We start from the raw sequence: 25,025 nt of genomic DNA on the forward strand, positions 1-25,025 counted from the left end.
CATGATCACTGCCACTCCCAGCGCGGAGGTCGATCAGCCCCTCGGCCAAGCCGTGGACCCAGAGTTCGTTCGGCGTTTTGCGCAAGCCCATGAGCAGGCCGGTTTTGACAAGGCTCTGGTTGGTTACTTCTCCAATGGCGCTGAAGGCGCGGTAGTCAGCTCGTTTATTGCGGCAGCCACCCAGCGCTTGGGCATCCTCCTGGCGTATCGCCCAGGAGTGATTGCTCCACCGTTGGCGGCGCGCCAGTTGGCGACTCTGGATCAGTTCAGCAATGGCCGCTTGGCCTTGAATGTGATCAGCGGCGGCAGCGATGCCGATCAGCAGCGTGATGGTGACTGGCTCGATCACGATCAACGCTACGCCCGTACCGATGAATACCTGAGCATCCTCAAACGGATCTGGATGGCCGAAGGCCCCGTCGATCATCAGGGTGCCCATTACCACTTCAAGGGTGCGCTACCTAACGTGCGCACCGTGCAGCAACCGCATATCCCAATCTATTTCAGTGGCAGCTCGCCGGCGGCTATCGAGGTGGCAGCGCGCCATGCCGACACCTACATGCTGTGGGGCGAGCCGTTGGCGGACTTCAGTGCCCATGTGCGCCAGGTGCGGGCTGCGGCGCAGGCCCAGGGCCGTACTCCGCGTATCTCGGTGTCATTCCGGCCGATTGTGGCGGACAGCGAAGAGGCCGCGTGGAAGCGCGCCGCAGAAATCCTTGAGCGCATCCGCGATAACCGCCAGCGCTTGGGTTTGCCGATCAGCCAGCACGCACCGAGCAACGCCGGCTCCCAGCGTTTGCTGGCTGCGGCCCAACGCGGCGAGGTGTTGGATGAACGCCTGTGGATGGGCGTGGCGCGCTTGACTGGCGCGCAGTGGAACTCCACCGCTTTGGTCGGCACCCCGGAGCAGGTGGCGCAGTCCTTGGGCCGCTACTGGCAGGCAGGGGCTAACACCTTTTTGCTGCGCGGCTTCGATCCTCTGGAAGACGCCGAACGCTACGGCCGTGGCCTGATTCCGGCCATTCACGAACAGATCAATGCCCTGCAAACACGCCGGGCCGGTTAAGACTTGGAGAGTGCTCGATGAAGTTGTTGCAGGTGTTGCGTACCAGCCTAGCCACCTTGGCTATCCTCAGTCCGCTAAGCCAAGCCCTTGAGCAGCAGGTGCTGACCGTGGGTGATCAGAACTACTACAACATCCGCGCCTCGGTGGAAGCATCCGGGGTGCTGAAAGACGCGCCGTATAAGGTCGAGTGGAAGCACTTTCAGTCAGCTGCACCAGTAGCGGAGGGGCTGGAAGTTGGCGCGTTGGATCTGGGCTTTCTTGGCGATTCAGGTTTTATTTTTCTGGCCGCGAAAGGCGCGCCGGTGAAGTTGATCGGCGTGTCGCGGCAAAACCCCGACACCATCGCATTGCTGGTGGCGAAAGATTCCACGGCGAAATCCATCGCCGACCTTAAAGGCAAAAAAGTCGCCTATTGGCCCGGCGCCTGGAGCCAGCAATTAACCCTGCGCGCGTTGGATAAAGCCGGCTTGCCCCACGACTACGTCGAGTGGGTCAAGTTGATGCCGATTGATGCCGCGGCGGCATTGCCCAGTGGCAGCATTGATGCCTTCCCGGTGTGGGAGCCCTATATCTCGCAGCAGGTGGTCTTCAGTGGTGCTAGGCCGATTATCACCGCCCGCGATTTGATGCCGGGCTTGTCCAGCATCGCCGTCAACGCTCAATCGATTGAGCCCAAGCGTGCGCAGATCAATGATTTTCTCGGCCGTTTGAGCAAGGCGCGGGCTTGGGTTGAAGCGAACAAACAGAGCTACGCCAAGCATTGGGCGCAGAAGGCCAACCTTGATGAAGCCGTGGCGCAGAACTGGATCGGCCACGCCAAAATGAGCATCGGCCCGGTGGATGCACAGGCCGCCAAGGACTACCAAGACACTGCCAATTTCCTCGTCGAAACCGGCGCGCTGCCTAAGGCGTTCGACACCAGCAGCATCATCGACACTTCTTTTAGCCAGGCATATCCATAAGGGTAGGGCGACTCCATGAGCATTCAATTTATCGGCATGATCGGCCACCGTCTGAACACTGAAACCATCGCCGCCAGCGGCCCGGTGTTCGATAAGGACTACATCGTGCAAAGCGCCCAAGCCCACGAAGCGGCAGGCTTTGACCGGGTATTGGTGGGTTATTGGTCCGATCAGCCGGATGGATTTTTAGTCACTGCGCTGGCGGGGCTGTCCACGGCCAAACTTAACTTCCTCTTGGCCCATCGTCCGGGGTTTGTCGCGCCGACCTTGGCTGCGCGCAAACTGGCGAGCCTTGATCATCTACTGGATGGCCGTTTGGCCCTGCACGTGATCAGCGGCGGCAGCGACCCTGAGCAGCGTAAGGATGGCGACTGGCTCGACCACGACCAGCGCTATACGCGCAGCGCCGAGTTTCTTAAGGTGCTGCGCCAGGTGTGGAGCAGCGACCAGCCGTTCGATCATCAAGGCACCCATTACCAGGCGCAGCAAGCCTTCTCGGCGATTAAACCGGTACAGGGCAAACTGCCGATTTACTTCGGTGGCTCCTCGCCGGCGGCACTGCAAGTGGCCGGTGAACATGCCGATGTGTATGCGTTGTGGGGCGAGTCGCTGGCGCAAACCCGCGAGACTATCGAACGCGTGCGCGCCGAGGCCGCTAAGCATGGCCGCGAGGTGCAGTTCAGTGTGTCGTTCCGGCCGATTATTGCTGACACTGAAGAGGCCGCTTGGGCCAAGGCTGAAGCCATTTTGCAGCGCGCCCAAGAGCGCATCAGCAGTGCCGGCGCGGTGTTACCGGCGAAGAACGAGAGCGTCGGCGCTCAGCGTCTACGTGATATCGCCGCCCAAGGTGCGGTGGTGGACAAGCGCCTGTGGACCGGCATCGCCAAGCTGGTTGGGGGTGGGCACAACTCCACGGCGCTGGTTGGCACGCCCGAGCAAGTCGCCGATGCCTTGCTGGAGTATTACGACCTGGGGGTAACTACCTTCCTGGTCCGCGGTTTTGACCCCATCGTCGATGCCACCGACTATGGCCGCGAGCTGCTACCACTGACCCGCGCCAAAGTAGCGGCGCGCCAAGCGCAAGTGGCATGAACTGGCGTAGGCTGGTCAACGCCGCGCAGCGGCTTGGCCACCGCCATTTGCTGAGCATTGGATATGTAATGCTCGTAGGGTGTGTGAAGCCGCGCAGCGGCCTTCACGCGCCGAGTCGCGGGCAACCCAAGCTCCCCACAAAACCCAAGGCGGCCAAGCTTCGCGTTGACCGCCCTACGTCGAGGTCGGACGTGCCCGTGGAGGGGAATGGGTAGGGTGGTCAACGCCGCGCAGCGGCTTGGCCACCAAGGTTTGCCGGGCATTGGATATGTAATGCTCGTAGGGTGTGTGAAGCCGCGCAACGGCCTTCACGCGCCGAGTCGCGGGCAACCCAAGCTCCCCACAAAACCCAAGGCGGCCAAGCTTCGCGTTGACCGCCCTACGTCGAGGTCGGACGTGCCCATCGGAGGGGAATGGGTAGGGTGGTCAACGCCGCGCAGCGGCTTGGCCACCAAGGTTTGCCGAGCATCGGATATGTAATGCTCGTAGGGTGTGTGAAGCCGCGCAGCGGCCTTCACGCACCGAGTCGCGGGCAACCCAAGCTCCCCGCAAAACCCAAGGCGGCCAAGCTTCGCGTTGACCGCCCTACGTCGAGGTCGGACGTGCCCATCGGAGGGGAATGGGTAGGGTGGTCAACGCCGCGCAGCGGCTTGGCCACCATCGTTTGGGGCGTGAAGGTGTATGAAGCCGTCACCCCGCATGAGCACAAACCAACCGCAAAAAGCGCCTAGCTAAACTGCTTGCGGTAAGCCCCGGGCAATACGCCAATCACTTTGTTAAAGGCGCGGGTAAAGGCGGCGATGGAGTGGTAGCCGCAGGCGTCGGCGCTTTCGGCCACCGGGTGGCCTTGTTGCAACAAACGGCAGGCCTGGCGCATGCGCAGGCTCTGCAACACCTGGCCAGGCGAGGTGCCGGCCAGCTCCTGAAAACGCTTGGCAAAGGCGGAACGGGAAAGCCCGCTCAACTCGGCCATTTGTTCCAGCGTCCAAGGCCGTTGCGGTTGGGCGATCAGTTGCTCCAGCAAGGGGCTGAACTGTTGATGGCGAGCCAAGCCCAACACCCCACCTAAGCCCTCAATCGCCTCGCTCTGTTCGCGCAACACATACATAAACAGCAAGTGACTTAAGCGCTCCAATAACGAGTTGGCCGGGCCTTCGGCGCGGCTGCACTCAGCCAAAATCAACTCAAACAATTGGCGGGCGGCACTCGAGCCGGGCGCATCGGCGCGTAGCAATAAATAGGCGGGCAGGGCGTCGAGGATCAGGCTGCTGAGGCCCGGGCGAAAGTGAAAGAAGCCACAGACCAACCCCACGCCCTCACGGGCCTTGCCGTCCAGCGCTTGCATGCTGATGCGCGGGTTATTCAGCGCTTGCGCGGCGGAGGCGGCATTACTCAACCGATAAGGCAGGTCGCGCAGCAAAAACACCGCATCGCCGGCACGCAGGGCAATGCTTTCAGCTGGCTCATGCAGATGCAGCCAGCATTCACCTTGCACCACTACATGGAAACTGGCCTGCGCCATGCCCTGGGTGCTGGCCTGCCAGCTGCCGCAGTAGCGACCGACATGAAACAGACTGGAGTCAAGCTCCAGGCTGTCTAATAACCATTGGTAAGGGGTAGTGGAGAAATTCATCTAAACAAAAGACTCAGGAGCAAGTGAACGCGACTTTAGAATATGGCTGATGTTTTTTATAACCAAGACAATAGATCAACACCCCTCAGTCAGGAGTTATGACTATGTCTCGCGTCACCCTACAGACTCTGGAAACCGCGCCGCAAGAGGCCCAGCCGTTTCTGCAAAATGCCCTGAACAACTCCGGCTTTATTCCCAATCTACTCGCCGTGCTGGCCAATGCTCCGGCCGCACTGGAAACCTACGTCACCGTTTCCGCCCTTAACGGCAAGGCCAGTCTGGGGCTGGCTGAGCGCGAAGTGATCCAACTGATCGCCGCCACCACCCACGGCTGCAACTTCTGCGTGGCCGGTCATACCGCCATCGCCCGCAACAAAGCCAAGCTGCCGGAAGAAGTGATTGCCGCCTTACGCGCCCGTGGTGAGTTGCCCAATGCCCGCTACGAGGCGCTGGCCAGCTTTACCCGCGCGGTGATTGCCACGCGTGGCAATGTCAGCGACAGCGACTATCAAGCTTTTAAGGACGCCGGCTTCACCGAGGGCCAAGCCTTGGAAGTGATCCTCGGCGTGAGCCTGGCGACCCTGTGCAACTTTGCCAACAGCTTTGCCCATACGCCGCTTAACCCGCAGCTGGATGCTTATCGCTGGGAAGGCAACTAAGCCTGAATAAGGAGACTCCCCATGCTTAGCGCACAATTGCGTGAATGGCTGGAACAACAGGCCGAAGCGCTCGATCTGGGCCAACTCGACGGCGCCGAGCTATTACCGCGCTTGGCGGCAGCGGATCTATTACGTGTAGGCGTGCCAGAGGTGGAGGGTGGCTTAGGGGGTGATATCAGCGCAGCCGTAGAGGCGGTGACTGAGGTGGCCACCCATTCACTGACCGCTGCCTTTGTGCTGTGGGGACAGCGCTCATTTATTGAGTTCTTGCTGCAAAGCACCAACCAGTCACTGCAACAGCGTTTGCTACCGGCTTTGTTGCAGGGCGAGCTAGCTGGCGCCAGTGGCCTGTCCAATGCCATGAAGTTTCTCAGCGGCATCGAGCAGTTGGGCGTACAGGCCAGCGCCCAAGGCGACGGCTATGTGCTTAACGGGCGCTTGCCGTGGGTGACCAATCTGCGCAAGCAAGGCTTTGTGGTGGCCGCTGCGGTTGAACGCAGCGATGGCTCGGCGTTTATCGCCGCCATCGACAGCCAGCAACCAGGTCTGCACCGCGGTGATGATTTGCAATTGCTCGGTATGCAATCGAGCAACACCGCAGCCGTGCAGTTGCACGATGTAAACCTGCCTGCCAGCGCGGTGATCGCTGAGGATGCGCGCAGTTTTCTGGCTCGGGTGCGGCCGTGTTTTCTCGCCCTGCAGTGCGCCATGGCGCTGGGCTTGGCACGCCGTTCGGTGGCCGAGATAGCGGCGCACTTGGCCGGTAGCCGCTGCGTGTTGGCGGCGGAATTTAGCCAATTGCAACGCGACTTGGTCGGCATCCGCGAGCAACTGCACCAAGGCCTGCGCGAGCAGCGTTTTCTCAACCAGCCGCAGGAGCTGTTTAAGCTGCGCATCGCCTTGGCCGGCCTGACCAGTCAAGCCGTGCAGCTGGAACTGCAAGCCAGTGGTGGCCGGGCCTATTTACAGCCCTATGGCGCCGGCTTTGCCAGACGTTGGCGCGAGTCGGCGTTTATTCCGGTGATCACCCCAAGTCTGGTGCAATTGCGTGGTGAGCTGGAGCGTGAGGCATGAGCCAGGTACTGTTAGAGGCCCGCGATATTGCCTTGGGCTATGGCCAGGGCGCGGGCTTTCGGCAGGTATTGCAGCGGTTTTCCCTAAGCCTCAAGCCTGGCGAACTGGTGACGATTCTCGGCCCCAGCGGGGTGGGTAAGTCCAGCCTGCTGCGGGTGTTGGCCGGTTTGCAAAAGCCGCAGCAAGGCCAGGTGCTGATCAATGGCGAGGTGCTTAAAGGGGCGCATCCGCGCCTGGCCGTAGCGTTTCAGGACCCCTCCTTGTTGCCCTGGTTGAGCATGGAAGACAACGTCGCCTTTGGCCTCGATTTCAAATCCCAAGGACGCAGCTCGGCGGCGGATAAACAAGCGCGGGTGCAGCGTGCGATTGACGCGGTAGGTCTGGCTCACGCGCGCGGTTTGTATCCCGCACAGTTGTCCGGTGGCATGGCCCAGCGCACAGCGTTGGCGCGCTGCCTGGCCCGCGAGCCGCAGGTGCTGCTGTTGGATGAACCCTTCGCCGCGCTGGATGAAGTCAATCGCGCGGATATGCAGCAACTGCTGGTCAACCTGCTGCACGAACGGCAGACCGCAGCCGTGCTGATCACCCATGACATTGATGAAGCACTGCTGTTGTCCGAGCGGATTTTGCTACTGGGTGGCAGCCCAGCGCACACGCTCGATCAGTGGCACATCGAGCTGCCGCAGCCGCGTGCGGATCTGGTCGATGAGCTGGGCGCCTTGCGCGTCGACATCCTCAAAACCCTACGGCGGGCGAGCCGCAAACCATCCCTTGCCCTTGAACCCGCTGGAGTTTAACCATGTGCCTTGATGACCCTACCCACAGCCGCCGCGACTTCCTCAAACTCAGCAGCTTGCTCACCGCTGCCGGCGCCTTGCCGCTGCTAAGCAGCCTGCAAGCCCGCGCCGCCAGCGAGCCGGATGCGCCTGTGCGGATTGGCTACCTGCCCATCACCGACGCCACACCCTTGTTGGTGGCGCACAACAACGGCTTGTTTGAGGCTGAGGGGATTAAGTCCGAGCGCCCGGTGTTGCTGCGCAGTTGGGCGCAGGTGATCGAGGCGTTTATCTCAGGCCAGGTCAACGTCATTCATTTGCTCTCGCCCATGACCCTGTGGGCGCGCTACGGCAGCAAGGTGCCGGCCAAAGTGGTGGCGTGGAACCATGTCGGCGGTTCGGGGCTGACCGTGGCGCCGGACATTACCGAGATCAAGCAGCTGGGCGGCAAGTCCATCGCCATCCCGTTCTGGTATTCGATTCATAACGTGGTGGTGCAGCAACTGCTGCGCGACAGCGGCCTGACCCCGGTGAGCAAGGGCGCCAACAGCCAAGTTGCAGCCAATGAGGTCAACCTGGTGGTGCTGCCGCCAGCGGATATGCCGCCGGCGTTGGTCAGCCAGCGCATCGCCGGCTATATCGTCGCCGAGCCGTTCAATGCCCTGGCCGAGAACCTCAAGGTTGGCCGCGTGCAGCGCTTTACCGGCGATGTGTGGCGCAATCACGCCTGCTGCGTGGTGTTTATGCACGAGCATGATTTGAACAACCGTCCCGAGTGGTCGCAGAAGGTGGTCAACGCCATCGTCAAAGCGCAACTGTGGACCCGCGATCATCGCGCCGAGGCCGCGCAATTGCTGTCCAAAGACGGCGCCAACCGCTACACCCCGCATGCCCCTGAAGTGCTTAACCGCGTACTGGCACCCGCGCCCAGTGAGCGCGAAGGTTATCTGGCCAGCGGCGCGATCCAGCATGGCGACTGGGCCGATAAACGCATTGATTTCCAACCCTATCCTTTCCCCAGCTACACCGAGGAGCTGGTGCGCCGCCTGCAACACACGGTGATCGAAGGCAACAGCAACTTCCTTGCCGGGCTTGATCCCGTCGCCACGGCGCAGGATTTAGTCGATGACCGCTTTGTGCGCCGCAGCATTGCGGCCGTGGGTGGCCTGCAAGCCTTTGGTGCGCCCGAGAGCTTTACCCGCAGAGAGGAGATCAGCCTCTGATGGCAGCTTTACGTACACAGCTCAGGCCTTGGGGCCTGGGCTTGTTGGGGCTGGGCAGTGTGTTTGCCCTATGGTGGTTGGGCATGGCGCTGTTTAGCAGTGGCGCTGGCCTGGCCGCGTTGTTTACCCCGCAGGCGACCTTAAGCAGCTTGTTTGAGCTACTCCAGCGTCCGGAGCTGTTCGAGCATGTGTGGGTCAGCCTTAAACGCATCTTTATTGGTTTGGCTTTGGCCCTGCTGATCGGCGTGCCGCTGGGTTTGCTGGTGGGCAGTTGGCGCAATCTGGAGTGGGCGACCACGCCTGCGTTTCAGTTTTTACGGATGATCTCGCCGCTGTCCTGGATGCCCATTGCGGTGATGCTAATGGGCGTGGGTGATCAGCCGATTTACTTCCTGCTGGCTTTCGCAGCGGTGTGGCCGATTCTGCTCAACACCGCCGCGGGGGTTAAACAGCTGGATAGCCGCTGGCTGCAACTGGCACGCAGCCTGAGTGCCTCGCGCTGGGAAACCTTGTCGCGGGTGGTCATCCCCGGCGTGCTCGGCCATGTGCTGACCGGCGTGCGTTTGGCCATCGGCATTCTATGGATCGTGCTGGTGCCCTGCGAAATGCTCGGCGTCAGCGCCGGGCTCGGCTACTACATCCTCGACACCCGCGACCGCTTGGCTTACTCCGAGCTGATGGCGATGGTCCTGCTGATCGGCGTTCTGGGCTTCTGCCTCGACGCCAGCGCGCGCGCCCTCTATGCCCGCTGGAGTCATGGGGCAGGGCGGTGATTAGCTTTGCCTAATGCCCATTTTTGACACTATTAGAAATTGGTAGTGTTGAGAGAGATGAGATTTTATTGCACGATCGTTCTCTTTATTAGGTGAGGGCATTACGATGGCAAAAATTTCTGTTTCTGCTTTTGAAGCAAAGGTCTTTGAGTTGGAAGAAGTGAGAATCGTTGTCCGTGCTGACCCCAATGCTCTCGTAGAGGACTATGACTATCAGCGTGGAGCAAGTGGGGTGACTTCAATTACAAGATGGCTGGATACACGCGTAAAGCCATTACTCGGAGACTTCAAGGCGGTTGTGGTTGATGGCGAAGGATCGATTCCCAATGGGCGTACACATATGGCTAAGTTGAAGAAGAGCTACATCGACTAATCTACGTGGGGTGTTTGAAACCGCTAACGCGCATCTTGTGGGGTGTGTGACGTCCCTAGAGTGTGTTAAGCCGCCAGCGGCCTTCACACACCGAGCCGCGGGCATCCCAAGCTCCCCACAAAACCCAAGGCGGCCAAGCTTCGCGTTGACCGCCCTACGTCGAGGTTGGGCATGCCTGTGTAGGGTGGTTGCGTAGGGTGGTCAACGCCGCGCAGCGGCTTGGCCACCGTTCGCTAAAGCACGCCAACAAATCCCCCCGCGCACTCGTGCGCCAAGCCACTTTGCCCGTCATAAACATATTCATAAATGTTATTTAAATTTAGTTTTTTATACCTGTAGATTCACTCCATGCGTACCCGCCGACCAATCGGCGCGCCGCACTTGATACAGGGCTTAAGCCCGGTTTTCACAGTGGGCGCCGATAGGTGCTCAAATTTGGAGTGATCCTTATGTCGGCGTTTGCCACTTCCCTGTCGTTGTCCCTGGATGCACTGCCTCAGCAGTTCGAAATCAAACCCTTTGCTGCGCCCCTAGGCGCCGAAATTATCGGCCTCGACCTAAGCAAACCGCTGACCGAAGCGGACTTCAAACGCATTCACCAAGCCCATCTGGATCATGCCTTGCTGGTGTTCCGTAACCAGCAAATCACTCCTGAACAACAGATTGCTTTCAGCCGCCGTTTTGGCGATCTGCAGATCCACGTACTCAAACAATTTCTGCTGGCCGATCATCCGGAAATTTTTATCATCTCCAATATCATCGAGAACGGTCAGCCCATTGGTTTAGGCGATGCTGGCAAGTTCTGGCACTCCGACCTCTCCTATAAAGAGCTGCCGAGTCTGGGCTCCATGCTGCTGGCCATTGAGCTGCCAGAGGAGGGCGGCGATACCCTGTTTGCCAGCCAGCAACGGGTCTACGCGAGCTTGCCTGAGCACTTGAAAAAGGCTATCGAGGGTCGCCGCGCCGCGCATTCCTACACCGCCCGCTATGACGATGAAGTCGTGGTCGGCGTGCAGCGCCCCAAACTGACCCCGGCGCAACTGGCTGAGGTCAAATCCGTGGTGCATCCGGTGGTGCGTACTCACCCGGAGACGGGCGAGAAGGTGCTGTTCGTGAACGAGAACTTCACCACCCATATTCTGGATATTCCCGAAGACGAAAGCCGCCAATTGCTGGCCGAGCTGTTCGCCCACAGCGCCCGCGCCGAATTTATCTACCGCCACCAGTGGCAGCCCCACGACATGCTGTTTTGGGACAACCGCGCCTTGGTCCACTTAGCCGCTGGCTGCCCGCTCGATCAGCGCCGGCGTATGCACCGCACCACCATCCAAGGTGATGCCCCGTTCTGAGTCTGCCCGCCAACACTTCTAACAAGGTTTAAGGAGCTTGATCATGGCCCAAGGTAAAACTGTTCCCTTTGCACATCGCATCAGTCGTTTGGCCGCTGGCATTGGCCTGAGTCTGAGCCTGGTGGTCGGCAGCCTGCTGACGCCCGCCACGGCCCAGGCTGAAGGGAAAATCCGCATCGCCGAGCAGTTCGGTATCGTCTACCTGCTGCTCAACGTGGTACGCGACCAGCAACTGATTGAGAAACACGGCAAGGCCGAAGGCGTCGACATCAAAGTCGACTGGTTGCAACTCTCCGGTGGCGCGGCGATTAACGACGCGTTGCTGGCCGGCTCGATTGATATCGCCGGCGCCGGCATCGGCCCGCTGCTGACCATATGGGATCGCACCCAGGGCCGGCAAAACGTCAAAGGCGTGGCTTCGCTCGGCAACTTCCCGTACTACCTGCTGAGCAGCAATCCGAATGTAAAAACCATCGCCGATATCAGCGAGAAGGACCGCATCGCCTTGCCCGCCGTGGGCGTCTCGGTGCAGTCGCGGTTCCTTCAATACGCGGTGGCCAAGCAGTGGGGCGATAAGGAATTCGACCGCTTAGATAAGTACACCGTGGCGCTGCCGCACCCGGATGCCACGGCGGCGCTGCTGTCTGGCGGCACTGAACTGAACGGCCACTTCTCCAACCCGCCGTTCCAGGATCAAGCCTTGGCCAACCCGAACGTGCATGTGGTGCTCGACACCTACGAGTTGCTCGGCCCGAACTCGCCGACCGTGCTGTATTCCACCGAGAAATTCCGCGAGGAAAACCCGAAAACCTACAAAGCCTTTGTTGAGGCCTTGGCTGAAGCCGCGCAGTTTGCCCAGAACGATAAAGCCGCTGCCGCCGACACCTATATCCGTGTCACTGGCGCCAAGATCAGCAAGGAAGAACTGCTGAAGATCATCGACAACCCGCGCTTTGAATTCAGCGTCACGCCGACCAACACCTACAAGTTGGCGGAGTTCCTCAACCGCGTGGGCGCGATCAAAAACAAACCGGCGTCTTGGCAGGATTACTTCTTCGCCGACCCCGCCATTGGTGCAGGTAGCTAAGTCATGACCGCACCCTTGCCAGGCCACACGGTCAGCACTTTAAACGCCCTGCAGCCGGTGCTGCAGGTGCAAAACGTCAGTCTTGAATACCGCACCGCCCAGCGCGTGGTGCGGGCCACCCACGAAGTCAGCTTCGAGGTGGACCGCAGCGACCGCTTTGTTTTGCTCGGCCCCTCGGGCTGCGGCAAATCCACCTTGCTCAAGGCCGTGGCTGGGTTTATCCAGCCCGTGGCCGGCAGCATCCAGCTCGACGGCAATCCGGTGCACGAACCAGGGCCGGATCGCATCGTGGTGTTCCAGGAGTTCGACCAACTGCCGCCGTGGAAGACGGTCAAGCAAAACGTGATGTTCCCGCTGCTGGCCTCGCGCACCTTAAAGCGCAAAGAGGCCGAAGAACGGGCCCTGCATTACCTCGACAAAGTGGGCCTCGCGGCCTTTGCCGAGGCTTATCCGCATACGCTCTCCGGTGGCATGAAGGCGCGGGTGGCGATTGCCCGGGCGCTGGCCATGCAGCCGAAGATCCTGCTGATGGACGAGCCCTTTGCCGCGCTGGATGCCCTGACCCGCCGCAAGATGCAGGAGGAGTTGCTCGAGCTGTGGGAGGAGGTGCGCTTCACCTTGCTGTTTGTCACCCACTCGATTGAAGAGGCGCTGGTGGTGGGCAACCGCATCCTGCTGCTGTCGCCCCATCCGGGCCGGGTGCGGGCGGAGATCAACAGCCAGCGCTTTGATCTGCACAGCTTGGGCGGCATTGATTTTCAGCACAGCGCGCAGCGCATCCACCGTCTGCTGTTCGATCAAGACATCGCCGTGGGCAGTGCAGATGATCTGGGCTTTGCCGATGTGCGCATCGCCTATTAGGCCGTGGTGATTTTCTAGAGAGCTATGTGATGAGTGTGATTAGCCAACGTCCTGAATATGAAATCGAGCTGCAAGCGCTCACCGATTTACCCCTGGAGCGCGAGCTGCCCCTGGCCCAGCGTCTGTGGCAACACGGCTGGTTGCGCAAAAGCCTGATCCTCGTTGTGCTGGCGCTGCTCTGGGAGCTGGCTGCGCGTTATCAGGCCAACGACCTGTTGCTGCCGAGCTTTGTGCAAACCGCCAAGGCGTTTGTGCAAGGCATCGTCAGTGGCGAGCTGCTGGTTAAAGTCGGCCTGTCGCTGGCGGTGTTAGTGAAGGGCTATCTGATTGGCATCGTGCTGGCCTTTCTGCTTACCAGCCTGGCGGTGTCGACCCAACTGGGCCGCGACTTGCTCGCCACCCTGACCTCGATGCTTAACCCGTTGCCGGCCATCGCGCTGCTGCCGTTGGCGCTGCTGTGGTTTGGCTTGGGCGAGAACAGCCTGATCTTTGTGCTGGTGCATTCGGTGCTGTGGGCGCTGGCGCTGAATACCTACGCGGGTTTTTTAGGCGTGTCGGAAACCCAGCGTATGGCCGGGCGTAACTATGGCCTTAAGGGCCTGCGCTTCGTGCTGTTTATCCTGATTCCTGCGGCGCTGCCGTCGATTCTCGCCGGCTTGAAAATCGCCTGGGCCTTTGCCTGGCGCACCTTGATTGCCGCTGAGCTGGTGTTTGGCGCTTCCAGCGGCAAGGGTGGCTTGGGCTGGTACATCTTCCAAAACCGCAACGAGCTGTACACCGACAAAGTGTTTGCCGGGCTCGCGGCGGTAATTTTGATTGGCCTGCTGGTGGAGAACTTGGTGTTCGCCAGCGTTGAGCGCCTCACCGTTAAACGTTGGGGCATGCAGCGCTAAGCGCAGGCAGGCCTAAGGAAGATCAAGATGCCTTACAGCTACCTGTCTCATTTGTATTGTCCGAAAAGCCAAGAGCGCTACGCGGCCGAGCAAGTCCAGCAACTGAGTAAAGTCGGCGCGCCGCTGTTGGTGGCCTATGACCTGGATGCACTTAAGCAAAGCTGGAAGCCTGCGGATTTGCTCGGCCGTGAAGCCAGCCTGTGGCGCTACCACGAACTGCTGCCGGTGCTCGATCCGGCCAACGTGGTCACCTTGGGCGAGGGTTTTACCCCGCTATTACCGACTCCCGCCATTGGCCGCGATCTGGGCATTGCTGATCTGTGGCTGAAGGATGAAGGCATCATCCCCACCGGCTCATTTAAGGCGCGTGGCGCGGCGGTGGGGGTGTCCAAGGCCAAGGAGCTGGGCGTGCAAGCGCTGGCCATGCCCACCAACGGCAATGCGGGCGCCGCCTGGTCGCTATACAGCGCCCGCGCCGGGATCAAAGCTACGGTGGTGATGCCGCAAGATGCGCCGCTGATTACCCGTAACGAAACCGCCTTGTCCGGGGCCAATTTGTATCTGGTCGACGGGCTGATTTCCGATGCCGGCAAGCAGGTGGCGCAAGCGGTGGCGGAGGGCGGCCTATATGACGCCTCGACCCTGAAAGAGCCGTATCGCATCGAAGGCAAAAAGACCATGGGCTTTGAGCTGGCCGAGCAGTTTGGCTGGCAATTACCGGATGTGATTTTGTATCCCACTGGCGGCGGTGTTGGCTTGATCGGCATCCACAAAGCCTTTAAAGAGCTGCGCGAGCTGGGCTGGCTACCTGCCGATAAACCGCTGCCGCGCTTGGTCGCCGTGCAAGCCAGTGGCTGTGCGCCGATCGTTAAGGCTTGGGAGCAAAAAGCCGCCGCCTCCGAGTTTTGGGCCGACTCCAGCACCGTGGCCTTCGGCATCAATGTGCCCAAAGCCCTGGGCGATTTTTTGGTGCTCGAAGCCCTCTACGAAACCGACGGCTACGCCATTGCCGTGGACGATGCCGAGCTGCTGGCCGAGCAGCGCAAAGTGGCTGAGCTGGAAGGCGCCTTTGTCTGCCCCGAAGGCGCGGCGCTGTACGCGGCGGCGCGTAAGCTGCGCGCGGCGGATTGGATCAAGGCCGGCGAGCGGGTGGTGATCCTCAACACTGGCGCCGGGATCAAATACCCCGACACCGTGCAGGTGGACGTGCCGCTGCTGCAACCGGGCGACAGGTTGCCACGATGAGCTTCGACTGGGCCTTTGTCTTAAGCACCTTGCCGGCCTTTGTGAAGGCCGTGGGCGTGACCTTGCAAGTCGGTCTTATCGCCATCGCCACCTCCTTGCTGGTGGCGCTGGTCAATGCCGCTATCGTGGTGCTGCGCGTACCCGTGCTGCGGCGTTGGGTAGCGGTGTATGTGGAGGTGGCGCGCAACACGCCGCTGCTGATCCAGCTGTTTTTTATCTACTTCGCGCTGCCCAGTATTGGCCTGCATATCTCCGGCTTTAACTCGGCGATTATCGCCATGACTTTTCTCGGCGGCGCTTACCTCACCGAGGTACTGCGCGCAGGCGTAGAGGCCGTGCCACGGGCACAGATCGAGTCTGGCATGGCCATCGGCCTGTCGCGCTGGCAACTGTTGCGCCATGTGATTTTGCCGCAAGCCGGCATTCTCAGCCTGCCGGCGCTGTTCGCCAACTTCATCTTTTTGCTGAAAGAAACCACCATCGTTTCCGCCGTGGCGGTGCCGGAGATTCTCTACACCGCGAAAAACTACATCGCCCTGACCTATAAAACCTACGAGATGCTGGCGGTGATGACGGCCCTGTGCGTGCTGTTATTTGTGCCGCTGTCGCTGGCTTTGCGCTACCTGGAAAGGAGGCTGCAGCATGGCCAGTTCGGGGTTTGAACTGTTAGTGGTCAGCGCGCCGCAGTTGGCACGCGGCGCCTGGGCGACCATCAGCATCGCCTTTGTGTCTATCCTCTTTAGCAGCCTCGGCGGCTTGCTTTACGGCGTGCTGCGCAGCCTGCAAAAAGCCTATCTGGAGCCGTTGCTGACCCTGTATCTGGAGCTGTTTCGCGCCATCCCGGTATTGGTCTGGCTGTACCTGTTGTTTTTCGGCTTGCCGATCTTTACCGGTGCCAGCCTGTCGAGCTTCTGGTGCGCGGTGCTGGTGCTGAGCCTGTGGGGCGCCAGTGAAGTGGGCGAGGTGGTGCGCGGTGCGTTGCGCTCCTTGCCCCGTGGCCAGCGCGAGGCGGGCTTGGCGATCAGCCTCAACACCTGGCAGTTGTATCGTTATGTGCTGCTGCCACAAGCGCTGAAACGCATGACGCCGCCGACCATTAACGTCTACACCCGGCTGATCAAAACCAGCTCGCTGGCGGTGCTGATCGGCGTGGTCGATGTGGTCAAAGTCGGCCAGCAGATCATCGAGCGCACCTACGAATCGGTGCTGATTTACGGCTTTCTGTTTCTGTTTTTCTTTCTGCTTTGTTACCCGCTGTCCGCCGCTTCCCGTGTGCTGGAGAAGCGTTGGAGTTATGCATGAGTGCCTTGATTGAATTGCGCGGCTTTAGCAAACACTTTGGCGCCACGCCGGTGTTGCGCGGGGTGGACTTACAGGTGCAGGCCGGTGAAGTGGTGGTCATTCTTGGCCCCAGCGGCTGCGGTAAAAGCACCTTGCTGCGCTGCTTAAATGGCCTGGAGCAGGGCGATGGCGGCAGCCTGGTGTTTGCCGGCAAGCCCCTGAGCCGGGGCAGTGACTGGCGTCAGTTGCGGCAGCAAGTGGGCATGGTGTTTCAGAGCTATCACCTGTTCCCCCATATGAGCGTGCTGGACAACATCCTCCTAGGCCCGCTCAAGGTGCAAAAACGCGCCCCTTCTGAGGCCCGTCAGCATGCCGAACAACTGCTGGCGCGCGTCGGCCTGGCGGATAAGCGCGATGCCTATCCCCGCGAGCTATCCGGCGGCCAGCAGCAACGTATCGCCATCGTTCGCGCGCTGTGTATGCAGCCGCAGGTCATGCTGTTTGATGAAGTCACCGCCGCCCTTGATCCAGAGATGGTCAAGGAGGTGTTGGAAGTGATTCTGGACCTCGCCCAAGGCGGCATGACGCTCTTGATCGTGACCCATGAAATGGCCTTCGCCCGCGCGGTGGCCGACCGAATTCTGTTCATGGATGGTGGCGTGATCGCCGAACAGAATGACCCCGAAAGCTTTTTCAGTAATCCGCAAACCGCACGCGCGCAGCAGTTTCTGGAGAAGTTCAGCTATGTAGCCAATATGCCAAAAAGGAAATGAGCCATGAACTTCAAATCTGCCCTGATCTTGCCCTTACTCGCCGCCGGCCTGCTGGCCGGTTGCGACAACTCCCAGGCCCCGCAAAAGCAGCCCGAGGCGGCCAAGCCAGAAGCCTCGGCAGCACCCAGCGCGAGCTATCTGGAGAAGATTAAAAGTCGCGATAAATTGATCGTCGGGGTGTTTAGCGACAAGCCGCCGTTTGGTTTCGTCAACGAGCAGGGCGACTACGTGGGTTTTGACACCGACATCGCCAAACGCTTCGCCAAGGACCTGCTCGGCGATGAGAAAAAGGTCGAGTTCGTGGTGGTGGAACCCGCCAGCCGCATCCCGTTTTTGCAGAGCGATAAGGTTGACCTGATCCTCGCCAACATGACCGTCACCCCGGAGCGCGCCGAGGTGGTGGACTTCACCAACCCTAACCTGCGTGTCGCTGTACAAGCCCTGGTGCCAGAAGGCAGCAGCGTGCAAAAGCTGGATGACCTGGCCGGCAAAACCACCATCGTCACCACCGGCACCACCGCCGATATTTGGCTGACCCAGAACCACCCAGACTGGAAGCTGCTTAAGTTCGAGAAAAACTCCGAGTCCCTGCAAGCCCTGGCCACCGGCCGTGGCGACGCCTATGCCCAGGACAACCTGGTGCTGTTTAGCTGGGCCAAGCAAAACCCAGGCTACCGTGTGTTGGCAGAAAAACTCGGCGACGAAGCCCCCATCGCGCCCGCGGTGAAGAAGGGCAATCTCGAGCTGCGCGACTGGGTCAACAGCGAGCTGGCCAAACTGGGCGAAGAAAAATTCCTGCTCAAACTCTACGACCAATACGTGCGTAAAGACCTGGCTGACGACACCGACCCGGCAGCCGTGATTGTCGAAGGCGGTAAGTGGCAGTAACCCTACAGCGCCTTTAACTCCGCTAATGACAACCCGCTCAGTGCAAGCTGAGCGGGTTTTTTGTTTTAACGGCTAGGCGAGGGCGCGGGCCTTTAAACGTCCGTGCACAGTGCTGCAAATGATCCTCCTAAGCGGCCCACAGCCTAAGTAAATCAGCCGGTGCCCTGAGGGGATTGCCCGCGCTCTGAGCCTCAGTAGCGAACTTTCGCGTAATACCACTCGCGCAGGCAGACTGCTTATCTGCGGTAAGAGCCTGTAATCAAAGGCGGCTGCAATAGCCTGTATGGCGCATTGCCTTCTTTAGACAGATACCATTAGCATTGACGCCATTAAATTGCCATCCAGGATAGGGCAGAGGCACACAGGGAGTTAACGGCGCGCCAACCGCGACCATTGCCTAAGTGCTCGGTATCCATCGCTTAGCTCCACCTGTGAGAGTTCATGGTCACCACCGTTATCATCAGCATGCTTTGCGTGCACCTGCTGTGCTTTAGCGTGATGTTCCTGCTGATCAGCACCAAGCTCAGCGGCAAGAAACTAGGCATAGATGTATTTGCCGTCGGCAACCTGCTGTTAGGTCTGGCTTACGCGTTGCAGCTGTTTGGTGGCCCGAATGGGGTGGGCGTACTCGGCTTTATCAACCACAGCCTGACTATGTCTGCACCCGTGGCCTATGTGTTGGGCGCCATGCGCTTTTTTAATCACTCCACCTTGGTCTGGCGGCCTCTGCTCAGCTTTGCCGTGCTCTATACGCTGCTGCAGGCACTTATCTATTGGCTGCTCGGTAACGGGGCCCGCCATGCCCTGCTAGCCGGCAGTTGCGCGTTATTGTTCTTCGGCATGAGCGTGACGGCGCTCTATGGCCGCCGCACTTTTGCCAAAAATTTGCGCATTGAAATGCTGATATTTGCCCTCGCCATCGGCGGCATCTGCGTGCTCAACGCCGCCAAGTTTTACATCATCGTGGCGGAGGGCATGGCCGCGCTGGACTTGAACAGCAGCTTCCAGAAGAGCTTCTACCTCTATATGTCGTTCCTCAGCACCTTGCTGCCACCGAGCGCCATCTGGCTGGTGCTCGGGCGCCTGACCGAAGAGTTGCGCGGTATGGCCGCCCATGACCCGCTCACCCGGCTGCTCAACCGTCGCGGTATGGTCGATGGCCTGCAAGCCCACTTCCGCTCACGCTTGGCCGGCCCCGGCTACCTGCTGATGGTCGACCTCGACCACTTCAAACAGATCAACGACACCTACGGCCACCAAGTGGGCGATCTGGTGCTCTGCCATATCGCCGAAATCCTCAACAGCAGCGCGCGCAAAGGCGACCTGATCTGCCGCCTGGGCGGCGAAGAATTCGCCATTATTGCGCTGAACACCGACCACGCCGGCGCCCTGCAACTGGCCGAACGCACCCGCAGCACCCTCGAACAACGGCCCGTCCCCGGCATCAACCCCAATGCCCCAATTTTCTGCACTGTCACCATTGGCGTATCAGAAGCCTTCACCTGCGCCGAGGCGCTGGATGGCGCCATGCAACAGGCGGATGCGGCGTTATATCGGGGGAAGAGTGCGGGGAGGAATCGGGTGGAGTGGGGGGCTATTTAGTAATGGCTGCAATCGGCCAGAAGCAGTCAGTGGTGATAGGCATCTATCGACATGGAACTGCCAGTTGAAAGCGACATGAGCCAGCCCAGACGTAGTTATTTGCAAGAGGCAGATTTCAATACCTTCGGCTCATTTAGCACGCGCCCATGACCTGCACTTCATTTGGCTGGTTAGTGGAGATGACTGCTGGAGTGATGGCACTTGGCCGTGCTATGAATGTTTCTACCCCATAAATGCGGAGATCAGGTATGTCGAGTCTGGCTAATGGAGTGATGTACGTAGACGACTTCGAAAAGTGGTTGAGCGAGCGAGGTCGCTGGCTACAGACAGCAGCAAAGAAACTCATCGAGCAGAAGCGGCCGCCTAATGCGGAGGAGCTTACCGAGCTAGTGCGCCTCTGCAAGCTAGAGGCTGTCAAGCAGCAGGATCCCGGATTCGCGAGCGTAGCTCCAGGATCATTCTTTGCAGCGACCGTAAGGCCGGTCGTTAGAGTTGAAGAGGTTAACCAAGTATTTGGTGTCAATGCGATTAAGCCGGGCGCATCTCTTCAGTTCGGAGCGGGTAGCTTGACCGTGATTTACGGCCAGAATGGCTCGGGGAAGAGTAGTTATGCCCGGTTGCTTAAGCAACTATGCGGATCGCGTTCAAAGGATGAAATTCGTCCAAACGTCTTCAGCGATGAGCAGCACGCATGTAGTGCGCAATGCCGAATCACTGTTGATGGTATCCCCCGAGATATTAACTGGCAGCCTAATACCGAACCGCATCCGCAGCTTAAGCAGGCGCAGGTATTTGATTCAAAGGCTGCGTCTCAGTATATGGGGAAAACAGAGTCGAGCTATGAGCCCAGCAGCATGCGGTTCATCACTCTACTTATTCAGATTTCGGACAAAGTTTCTGCAGAGCTAACATCTGAGAAGGAAAAGCTTGTCAGCTCACTTCCACAGTTTCCTGAGGATCTGGCAAATACTGCGGAAAAAAGCTGGCTGACTTCTTTGAAGGCTTCGGTATCCGCGGAGAAAATTGAAGCGTATTGCCAATTCCCTAAAGAGCTGGACGAAGAGCGAATCAAGGCTGAAGGCTTGCTGGCGGAAAAGGATATTGCAGGCAGACTTGTTGCCATTGGAAAAGACAAAGTTGTAACCGAAAGCATTAAGCAGGCGATGCGCACTCTGAAAGAAGGCCTATCGGACGAGAAAGCTGCTGCGCTATTCAAGTCGAAGAATGATGCAGAGGTAGCCAGGAAGGCAGCCAATGATGTCGCGCAAAAGGCCTTCGCCAATGCACCTCTTCAGGGGGTCGGTGAAGCTGCCTGGATGCTGATGTGGGAGCAGGCGCGCAACTATTCAGTTGCTAATGCTTACCCCGGCCACAAGTTCCCAGTGACAGAGGACGGCGCGCACTGCGTGCTATGCCAACAGGTACTTACGGCAGATTCCGCATCACGGCTTAAGAGTTTCGAATTATTCGTCACTGCCGGCCTCGAGACTGCGGCAAAAACTGCAGAAAGCGCTAATTCAGCTCTTGTAGCGAAGATAGTTCAGTTGCCGTCCATTGAAGATTGGATTGCGAGGTTGGCTCAGTTGCAGTTCGACGAACCGGTTGCTCGTAGCTGGCATGAGGCGCTGAAAAGCAGGCGTGCTCAGCTTGCTGAATGTGCTGCTGGATCTGACTTATTGAAATTCGACTGGGAAGCTATTGAGAACGCCTTGGAAAAGCGTACCGCCGACCTGCTTGCAGAGGAGGTCAGCCTCGCCCAACTGCAGCAAGATGGGAGGCGCCAAGAGTTCGAAATTCGGGTTAAGCAGCTCAAGGCGTTACAGTGGTTATCCGAGAACAAGGCAGCCATCCTTGCGGAGCGCCAGCGGCTGGCCTCAGTGGAGCTACTAGACAAAGCTTCACGGTTGACCGCAACCAATGCTCTGACGACCAAACGCAATGAGCTTGCAAAGACAGAGCTCGATGCTGGATACCAGGCTCGCTTTGTTGCGGAATTGAAAGCACTTGGTGGTAGTCGGTTGCCGGTGGCCCCACAAAGCAAGACTCAAGGAAAGGGTGTAATCACGTTTGGGCTCACCCTTGTCGGGGCTAGGGGAAATCACTCGCCTGAGGTCGTACTTAGCGAGGGGGAATTGCGGATCGTCGCGTTAGCCGCATTTCTGGCAGATACCACCGGCTCTAACCAGCTAGCCCCATTCATTTTCGATGACCCGATTTCCTCCTTAGATCAGGATTTCGAAGAGCGGGTTGTGGCTAGGCTAGTTGAGCTGGCGAAGACCAGGCAGGTCATTATCTTCACGCACCGCCTGTCGCTGATTGCACTGGTCGAATCTGCGCTCAAAAAGCATGCGGAGAATCCGGATAACCCGAAGATCAACCACACAGTGCTATCTCTTCGGCGGCTGAATAAAATTGCGGGGATTTTGGCGCAGCACAACTTGCGGGATGCCAAGCCCGACAAGGCTATTAATGTAATTCGGGATCAGGTTATTCCGCAGCTAAAAAAACTTCAGGCTCAGGCCGATGCGGATGGATATGACCTGGCCGTGAAGAGTGCCTGCAGTGATTTCCGGATTATCCTTGAGCGAACGGTTGAGTTCATCCTTCTGCACGATGTCGTTGCTCGATTCAGAAGGGATGTCATGACCAAGGGGAAGTTAAGAGGAGTCGCTAAAGTAACGGCTGTCGATTGCGATTACCTTGACCGGCTGATGACCACTTACTCAGTGTACGAGCACTCACAGGCAGATGAACTGCCTCAAGTCCCAGTTGAACTAGACGTTTTCGAGCATGATGTGTTGGAGCTTGTAACGTGGATGGATGAGTTCAAGGGGCGCGCTGTTTAGGGTATTTGCCGATAGGTGAGCCGTGCCTGTAGTCGAGGCTCACCTGCTGTGATGGCGAGGCCAAGTTCTAAGCCTCTTGATGATCGGGGTGAATGTCCCGTTCTGGCCGAAAGCAGACATTCGCCTTGGCGATGCTGCTAAGTTTTTACTCACTATCTACAAAATGTAGATTCGTTCAGCGAAAGGCTCACCGCACATTTGCCAATAAAATGAGCGAAACAAGGAGCCGCCTTAAAGCGTCTCCTTGATCCCACCTAATATCTATTAGCTCGATTCTTATACTTACTTGTTTAAGCGTTACCGCTTCACCTTCACCCAACCCGTCAACACCGCCGAAATCAATACGCCCACCGTCATAAACACATAGGCCGCACCCGGCGTGCCTGTGGCGCCGATCAGGTAGCCGACCACCCAAGAGCCGACAAAGGCACCCAGTGCGCCGAAGGCGTTGATGAGGCCGATGGCGCCGCCGAAGACGTTGGCGGGCAGTACCTCGGGGATTAGCGCGAAGAACGGGCCGTAGGGGGCGTAGAGGGCGGCGCCGGCGAGGGTGAGTAAGGCGAACGAGGCCCAGAAGTGCGAGGCGCCGAGCAGGTAGCTGCAGAAGAAGGCCAGGGCACCCAGGGCCAGCAGTGGCCAGATAAAGTGTTTGCGCTGCTGCAACTTATCCGAGGCCCAGGACACCGCCAGCATGGTGATCACTGCTGCCACATAGGGCACGGCGCTTAGCCAGCCGACGGTGACGATATCGCTGGCGGCGGCCTGTTTGATGATGGTCGGCAGCCACATGATGAAGCCGTACACGCCAATGCTCCAAAAGGCGTGCACCAGGCACAGCTGAATCACGATGGGGCTGGTAAAGGCCTGGCGGTAGTTGCGCACCACTTGCAGGCCTTTTTGCTCCTCGGCCAGGGTGGCGGCGAGCTGTTGTTTCTCTTGCGCGGTGAGCCAGTCGGCTTGCTCCGGTTTATCCCGTGTGACACGCCACCACACGAAGGCCCAGAGGATGGCCGGGGCGCCCTCGATCACAAACATTTCCCGCCAGCCCCAGGCTTGGATCAGGTAGCCGGACAGCACCGACATCCACAGCACCGTGATGGGATTGCCCAGCACTAAAAAGGTGTTGGCCCGCGAGCGCTCTTTGCGGGTAAACCAGTTGCTGATAAAGATCAGCATCGCCGGCATCACCGCGGCTTCAACAATGCCCAGTGATACGCGGATAAACATCAGCATCGGGATATTGGTCACCAGCCCCGTGGCCATGGCGCAAAAGCCCCACAGGATCAGGCTGCAGAACACCAATTTGCGCGCACTGTACTTTTGCGCATAGATGGCGCCGGGTACTTGAAAGAAGAAGTAACCGAGGAAGAACAGTGCGCCGATCAGCGACGACATGTTTTTGCTGATGCCTAAGTCCTGCTCAATGCCGGCGGCACTGGCAAAACCGTAGTTGGCGCGGTCCAGATAGGCGAGGCTGTAGGTGATAAAAATCACCGGGATCAAGTACCACCAGCGCTTCGGCGCCAACGCGGTATTGGCCTGGGGGCGGGACTGGTTATCGCTGTGCGCTTCGGCAGCGAACACCTGTGGCAGCGGTTGCTGTTTGGCATAGTTCATAAGGGGCCCTGCTATTGTTTTTGTTAGGCGTAGGTGCAGCGAGTTAGACGACGCTGGTTAAGCCGCCGTCGACGAAAAGCGTTTGGCCATTGATAAAGTCAGACGCGGCAGAGGCGAGGAACACGGCGGCGCCGCAGAGTTCTTCAACCCGGCCCCAGCGTCCGGCCGGGGTGCGCTTGCACAGCCATTCGGAGAACTCCGGGTTGTCGACCAAAGCTTGGTTCATCTCGGTCGCGAAGTAGCCCGGCGCCAGGCCGTTGGCTTGGATGCCATGGCGCGCCCACTCAGCACACATGCTTTGCGTGAGCATTTTTACCGCGCCTTTGGAGGCCGCGTAGGGGGCGATGGTCGGCCGGGCCAGTTGGCTTTGCACCGAGCAGATATTGATGATCTTGCCGCGTTGGCGCTTGATCATATGCCGCGCCACGGCTTGCGAGGTGTGGAACACTCCATCCAGATTGACCCGCATCAGGGCATGCCAGTCGCTGGCGCAGAAGTCTTCCAGCGGCGCGCGCTTTTGAATGCCGGCGTTGTTCACCAGAATATCGATAGCGCCGTTTTGCGCTTCCAAGTTGTCGATAGCCGCTTGCAACTGCTCAGGGTTAGTCACGTCGAAAATGGCGGTTTCAGCGTTGATGCCAGCCTCGCGCAGCTGTGCAGCGACGGCCTTGGCTTTTTCAGCATTACGATCATTGATCACCACGGTGGCGCCGGCGGCGCCTAATCCACGGGCCAGCTCCAGGCCGATGCCGCGCGACGAACCGGTGATTAATGCTCTGCGCCCGTCTAATTGGAAACTTGTTGTTGTAAATGACATCCTGCACTTCCTAATAGGCTTGTTTCGCATTCGCTATCAACACCACTTCACCGCAGGCCAAAGTTGCTGTCCAATCGTCATTGATGATCTGGTGATCAAATTTGGTGATCAGCACAGCCGTGGCCCCGAGGAGCA

At 59.1% G+C, this 25,025-nt stretch carries 23 protein-coding genes; 20 read left to right on the forward strand and 3 right to left on the reverse strand.

The window, feature by feature from the left end; all coding sequences use genetic code 11:
• Position 1 precedes the first annotated feature (1 nt).
• The 3 genes from NTD81_RS05965 to NTD81_RS05975 are packed head-to-tail and all read left to right on the forward strand — an operon-like array spanning position 2 to position 3,120.
• Positions 2 to 1,066, forward strand: coding sequence for an LLM class flavin-dependent oxidoreductase (locus tag NTD81_RS05965; RefSeq protein ID WP_262182050.1), 1,065 nt, complete (start codon positions 2 to 4; stop codon positions 1,064 to 1,066).
• Between the two features lie 17 nt (positions 1,067 to 1,083).
• On the forward strand, positions 1,084 to 2,028 hold the full coding sequence (locus NTD81_RS05970) for an ABC transporter substrate-binding protein (protein ID WP_262180494.1): 945 nt from the start codon (positions 1,084 to 1,086) through the stop codon (positions 2,026 to 2,028).
• 15 nt (positions 2,029 to 2,043) lie between these two features.
• A complete protein-coding gene (locus tag NTD81_RS05975; protein WP_262180496.1) occupies positions 2,044 to 3,120 on the forward strand; it encodes an LLM class flavin-dependent oxidoreductase in 1,077 nt (358 codons plus the stop codon).
• 727 nt (positions 3,121 to 3,847) lie between these two features.
• Here the strand turns inward: NTD81_RS05975 and NTD81_RS05980 are convergent.
• Positions 3,848 to 4,753: an AraC family transcriptional regulator gene (locus NTD81_RS05980; protein ID WP_262180498.1), complete on the reverse strand. Its 906-nt coding sequence runs from the start codon at positions 4,751 to 4,753 to the stop codon at positions 3,848 to 3,850.
• Between the two features lie 104 nt (positions 4,754 to 4,857).
• Between NTD81_RS05980 and NTD81_RS05985 the strand changes: the two genes are divergently transcribed.
• The 17 genes from NTD81_RS05985 to NTD81_RS06065 all read left to right on the forward strand — a co-directional run bounded on the left by NTD81_RS05985 (position 4,858) and on the right by NTD81_RS06065 (position 22,456).
• Positions 4,858 to 5,412, forward strand: coding sequence for a carboxymuconolactone decarboxylase family protein (locus NTD81_RS05985; RefSeq protein ID WP_262180501.1), 555 nt, complete (start codon positions 4,858 to 4,860; stop codon positions 5,410 to 5,412).
• A gap of 21 nt (positions 5,413 to 5,433) precedes the next feature.
• Positions 5,434 to 6,486: an acyl-CoA dehydrogenase family protein gene (locus tag NTD81_RS05990; RefSeq protein ID WP_262180503.1), complete on the forward strand. Its 1,053-nt coding sequence runs from the start codon at positions 5,434 to 5,436 to the stop codon at positions 6,484 to 6,486.
• On the forward strand, positions 6,483 to 7,283 hold the full coding sequence (locus NTD81_RS05995; protein ID WP_262180505.1) for an ABC transporter ATP-binding protein: 801 nt from the start codon (positions 6,483 to 6,485) through the stop codon (positions 7,281 to 7,283). Before NTD81_RS05990 ends, NTD81_RS05995 begins: the two co-directional genes overlap by 4 nt.
• Positions 7,284 to 7,285: 2 nt before the next feature.
• Positions 7,286 to 8,485 carry an ABC transporter substrate-binding protein gene (locus NTD81_RS06000; RefSeq protein ID WP_262180507.1) on the forward strand — a complete coding sequence of 400 codons (1,200 nt, stop codon included), beginning with the start codon at positions 7,286 to 7,288 and terminating at the stop codon, positions 8,483 to 8,485.
• A complete protein-coding gene (locus NTD81_RS06005) occupies positions 8,485 to 9,258 on the forward strand; it encodes an ABC transporter permease (RefSeq protein ID WP_262180509.1) in 774 nt (257 codons plus the stop codon). The genes NTD81_RS06000 and NTD81_RS06005 overlap by 1 nt, the downstream gene beginning before the upstream one ends.
• A gap of 106 nt (positions 9,259 to 9,364) precedes the next feature.
• The gene (locus NTD81_RS06010) at positions 9,365 to 9,631 is read left to right on the forward strand and encodes a hypothetical protein (protein WP_262180511.1); all 267 of its coding nucleotides are present in this window, start codon (positions 9,365 to 9,367) and stop codon (positions 9,629 to 9,631) included.
• Between the two features lie 449 nt (positions 9,632 to 10,080).
• Positions 10,081 to 10,980: a TauD/TfdA dioxygenase family protein gene (locus NTD81_RS06015; protein ID WP_262180513.1), complete on the forward strand. Its 900-nt coding sequence runs from the start codon at positions 10,081 to 10,083 to the stop codon at positions 10,978 to 10,980.
• A 43-nt stretch (positions 10,981 to 11,023) separates the two neighbouring features.
• Complete coding sequence (locus NTD81_RS06020; RefSeq protein WP_262180515.1) at positions 11,024 to 12,067, forward strand: ABC transporter substrate-binding protein; 1,044 nt, start codon at positions 11,024 to 11,026, stop codon at positions 12,065 to 12,067.
• A 3-nt stretch (positions 12,068 to 12,070) separates the two neighbouring features.
• Positions 12,071 to 12,928, forward strand: coding sequence for an ABC transporter ATP-binding protein (locus tag NTD81_RS06025; protein WP_262180517.1), 858 nt, complete (start codon positions 12,071 to 12,073; stop codon positions 12,926 to 12,928).
• Between the two features lie 29 nt (positions 12,929 to 12,957).
• A complete protein-coding gene (locus tag NTD81_RS06030; protein WP_262180519.1) occupies positions 12,958 to 13,821 on the forward strand; it encodes an ABC transporter permease in 864 nt (287 codons plus the stop codon).
• A gap of 27 nt (positions 13,822 to 13,848) precedes the next feature.
• Entirely contained in the window at positions 13,849 to 15,066 is a 1,218-nt protein-coding gene (locus NTD81_RS06035) for a threonine synthase (RefSeq protein WP_262180521.1), read from the forward strand.
• A complete protein-coding gene (locus tag NTD81_RS06040; RefSeq protein WP_262180523.1) occupies positions 15,063 to 15,728 on the forward strand; it encodes an amino acid ABC transporter permease in 666 nt (221 codons plus the stop codon). Before NTD81_RS06035 ends, NTD81_RS06040 begins: the two co-directional genes overlap by 4 nt.
• Positions 15,709 to 16,368, forward strand: coding sequence for an amino acid ABC transporter permease (locus tag NTD81_RS06045; RefSeq protein WP_262180525.1), 660 nt, complete (start codon positions 15,709 to 15,711; stop codon positions 16,366 to 16,368). The genes NTD81_RS06040 and NTD81_RS06045 overlap by 20 nt, the downstream gene beginning before the upstream one ends.
• Positions 16,365 to 17,120, forward strand: coding sequence for an amino acid ABC transporter ATP-binding protein (locus NTD81_RS06050; protein ID WP_262180526.1), 756 nt, complete (start codon positions 16,365 to 16,367; stop codon positions 17,118 to 17,120). The genes NTD81_RS06045 and NTD81_RS06050 overlap by 4 nt, the downstream gene beginning before the upstream one ends.
• A gap of 3 nt (positions 17,121 to 17,123) precedes the next feature.
• Positions 17,124 to 18,008, forward strand: coding sequence for a transporter substrate-binding domain-containing protein (locus NTD81_RS06055; RefSeq protein WP_262180528.1), 885 nt, complete (start codon positions 17,124 to 17,126; stop codon positions 18,006 to 18,008).
• Positions 18,009 to 18,449: 441 nt separating this feature from the next.
• A complete protein-coding gene (locus NTD81_RS06060) occupies positions 18,450 to 19,610 on the forward strand; it encodes a GGDEF domain-containing protein (RefSeq protein ID WP_262180530.1) in 1,161 nt (386 codons plus the stop codon).
• A gap of 248 nt (positions 19,611 to 19,858) precedes the next feature.
• The gene (locus tag NTD81_RS06065; RefSeq protein WP_262180532.1) at positions 19,859 to 22,456 is read left to right on the forward strand and encodes an AAA family ATPase; all 2,598 of its coding nucleotides are present in this window, start codon (positions 19,859 to 19,861) and stop codon (positions 22,454 to 22,456) included.
• 297 nt (positions 22,457 to 22,753) lie between these two features.
• Here the strand turns inward: NTD81_RS06065 and NTD81_RS06070 are convergent, their stop codons facing one another.
• Positions 22,754 to 24,073 (reverse strand): MFS transporter, encoded by a 1,320-nt coding sequence (locus NTD81_RS06070; RefSeq protein ID WP_262180534.1) that lies wholly within the window; start codon positions 24,071 to 24,073, stop codon positions 22,754 to 22,756.
• A gap of 43 nt (positions 24,074 to 24,116) precedes the next feature.
• Positions 24,117 to 24,890 carry a glucose 1-dehydrogenase gene (locus NTD81_RS06075; protein WP_262180536.1) on the reverse strand — a complete coding sequence of 258 codons (774 nt, stop codon included), beginning with the start codon at positions 24,888 to 24,890 and terminating at the stop codon, positions 24,117 to 24,119.
• Positions 24,891 to 25,025: the final 135 nt, after the last annotated feature.

Source organism: Pseudomonas sp. 5P_3.1_Bac2 (assembly GCF_025465995.1).
Lineage (GTDB): Bacteria > Pseudomonadota > Gammaproteobacteria > Pseudomonadales > Pseudomonadaceae > Aquipseudomonas.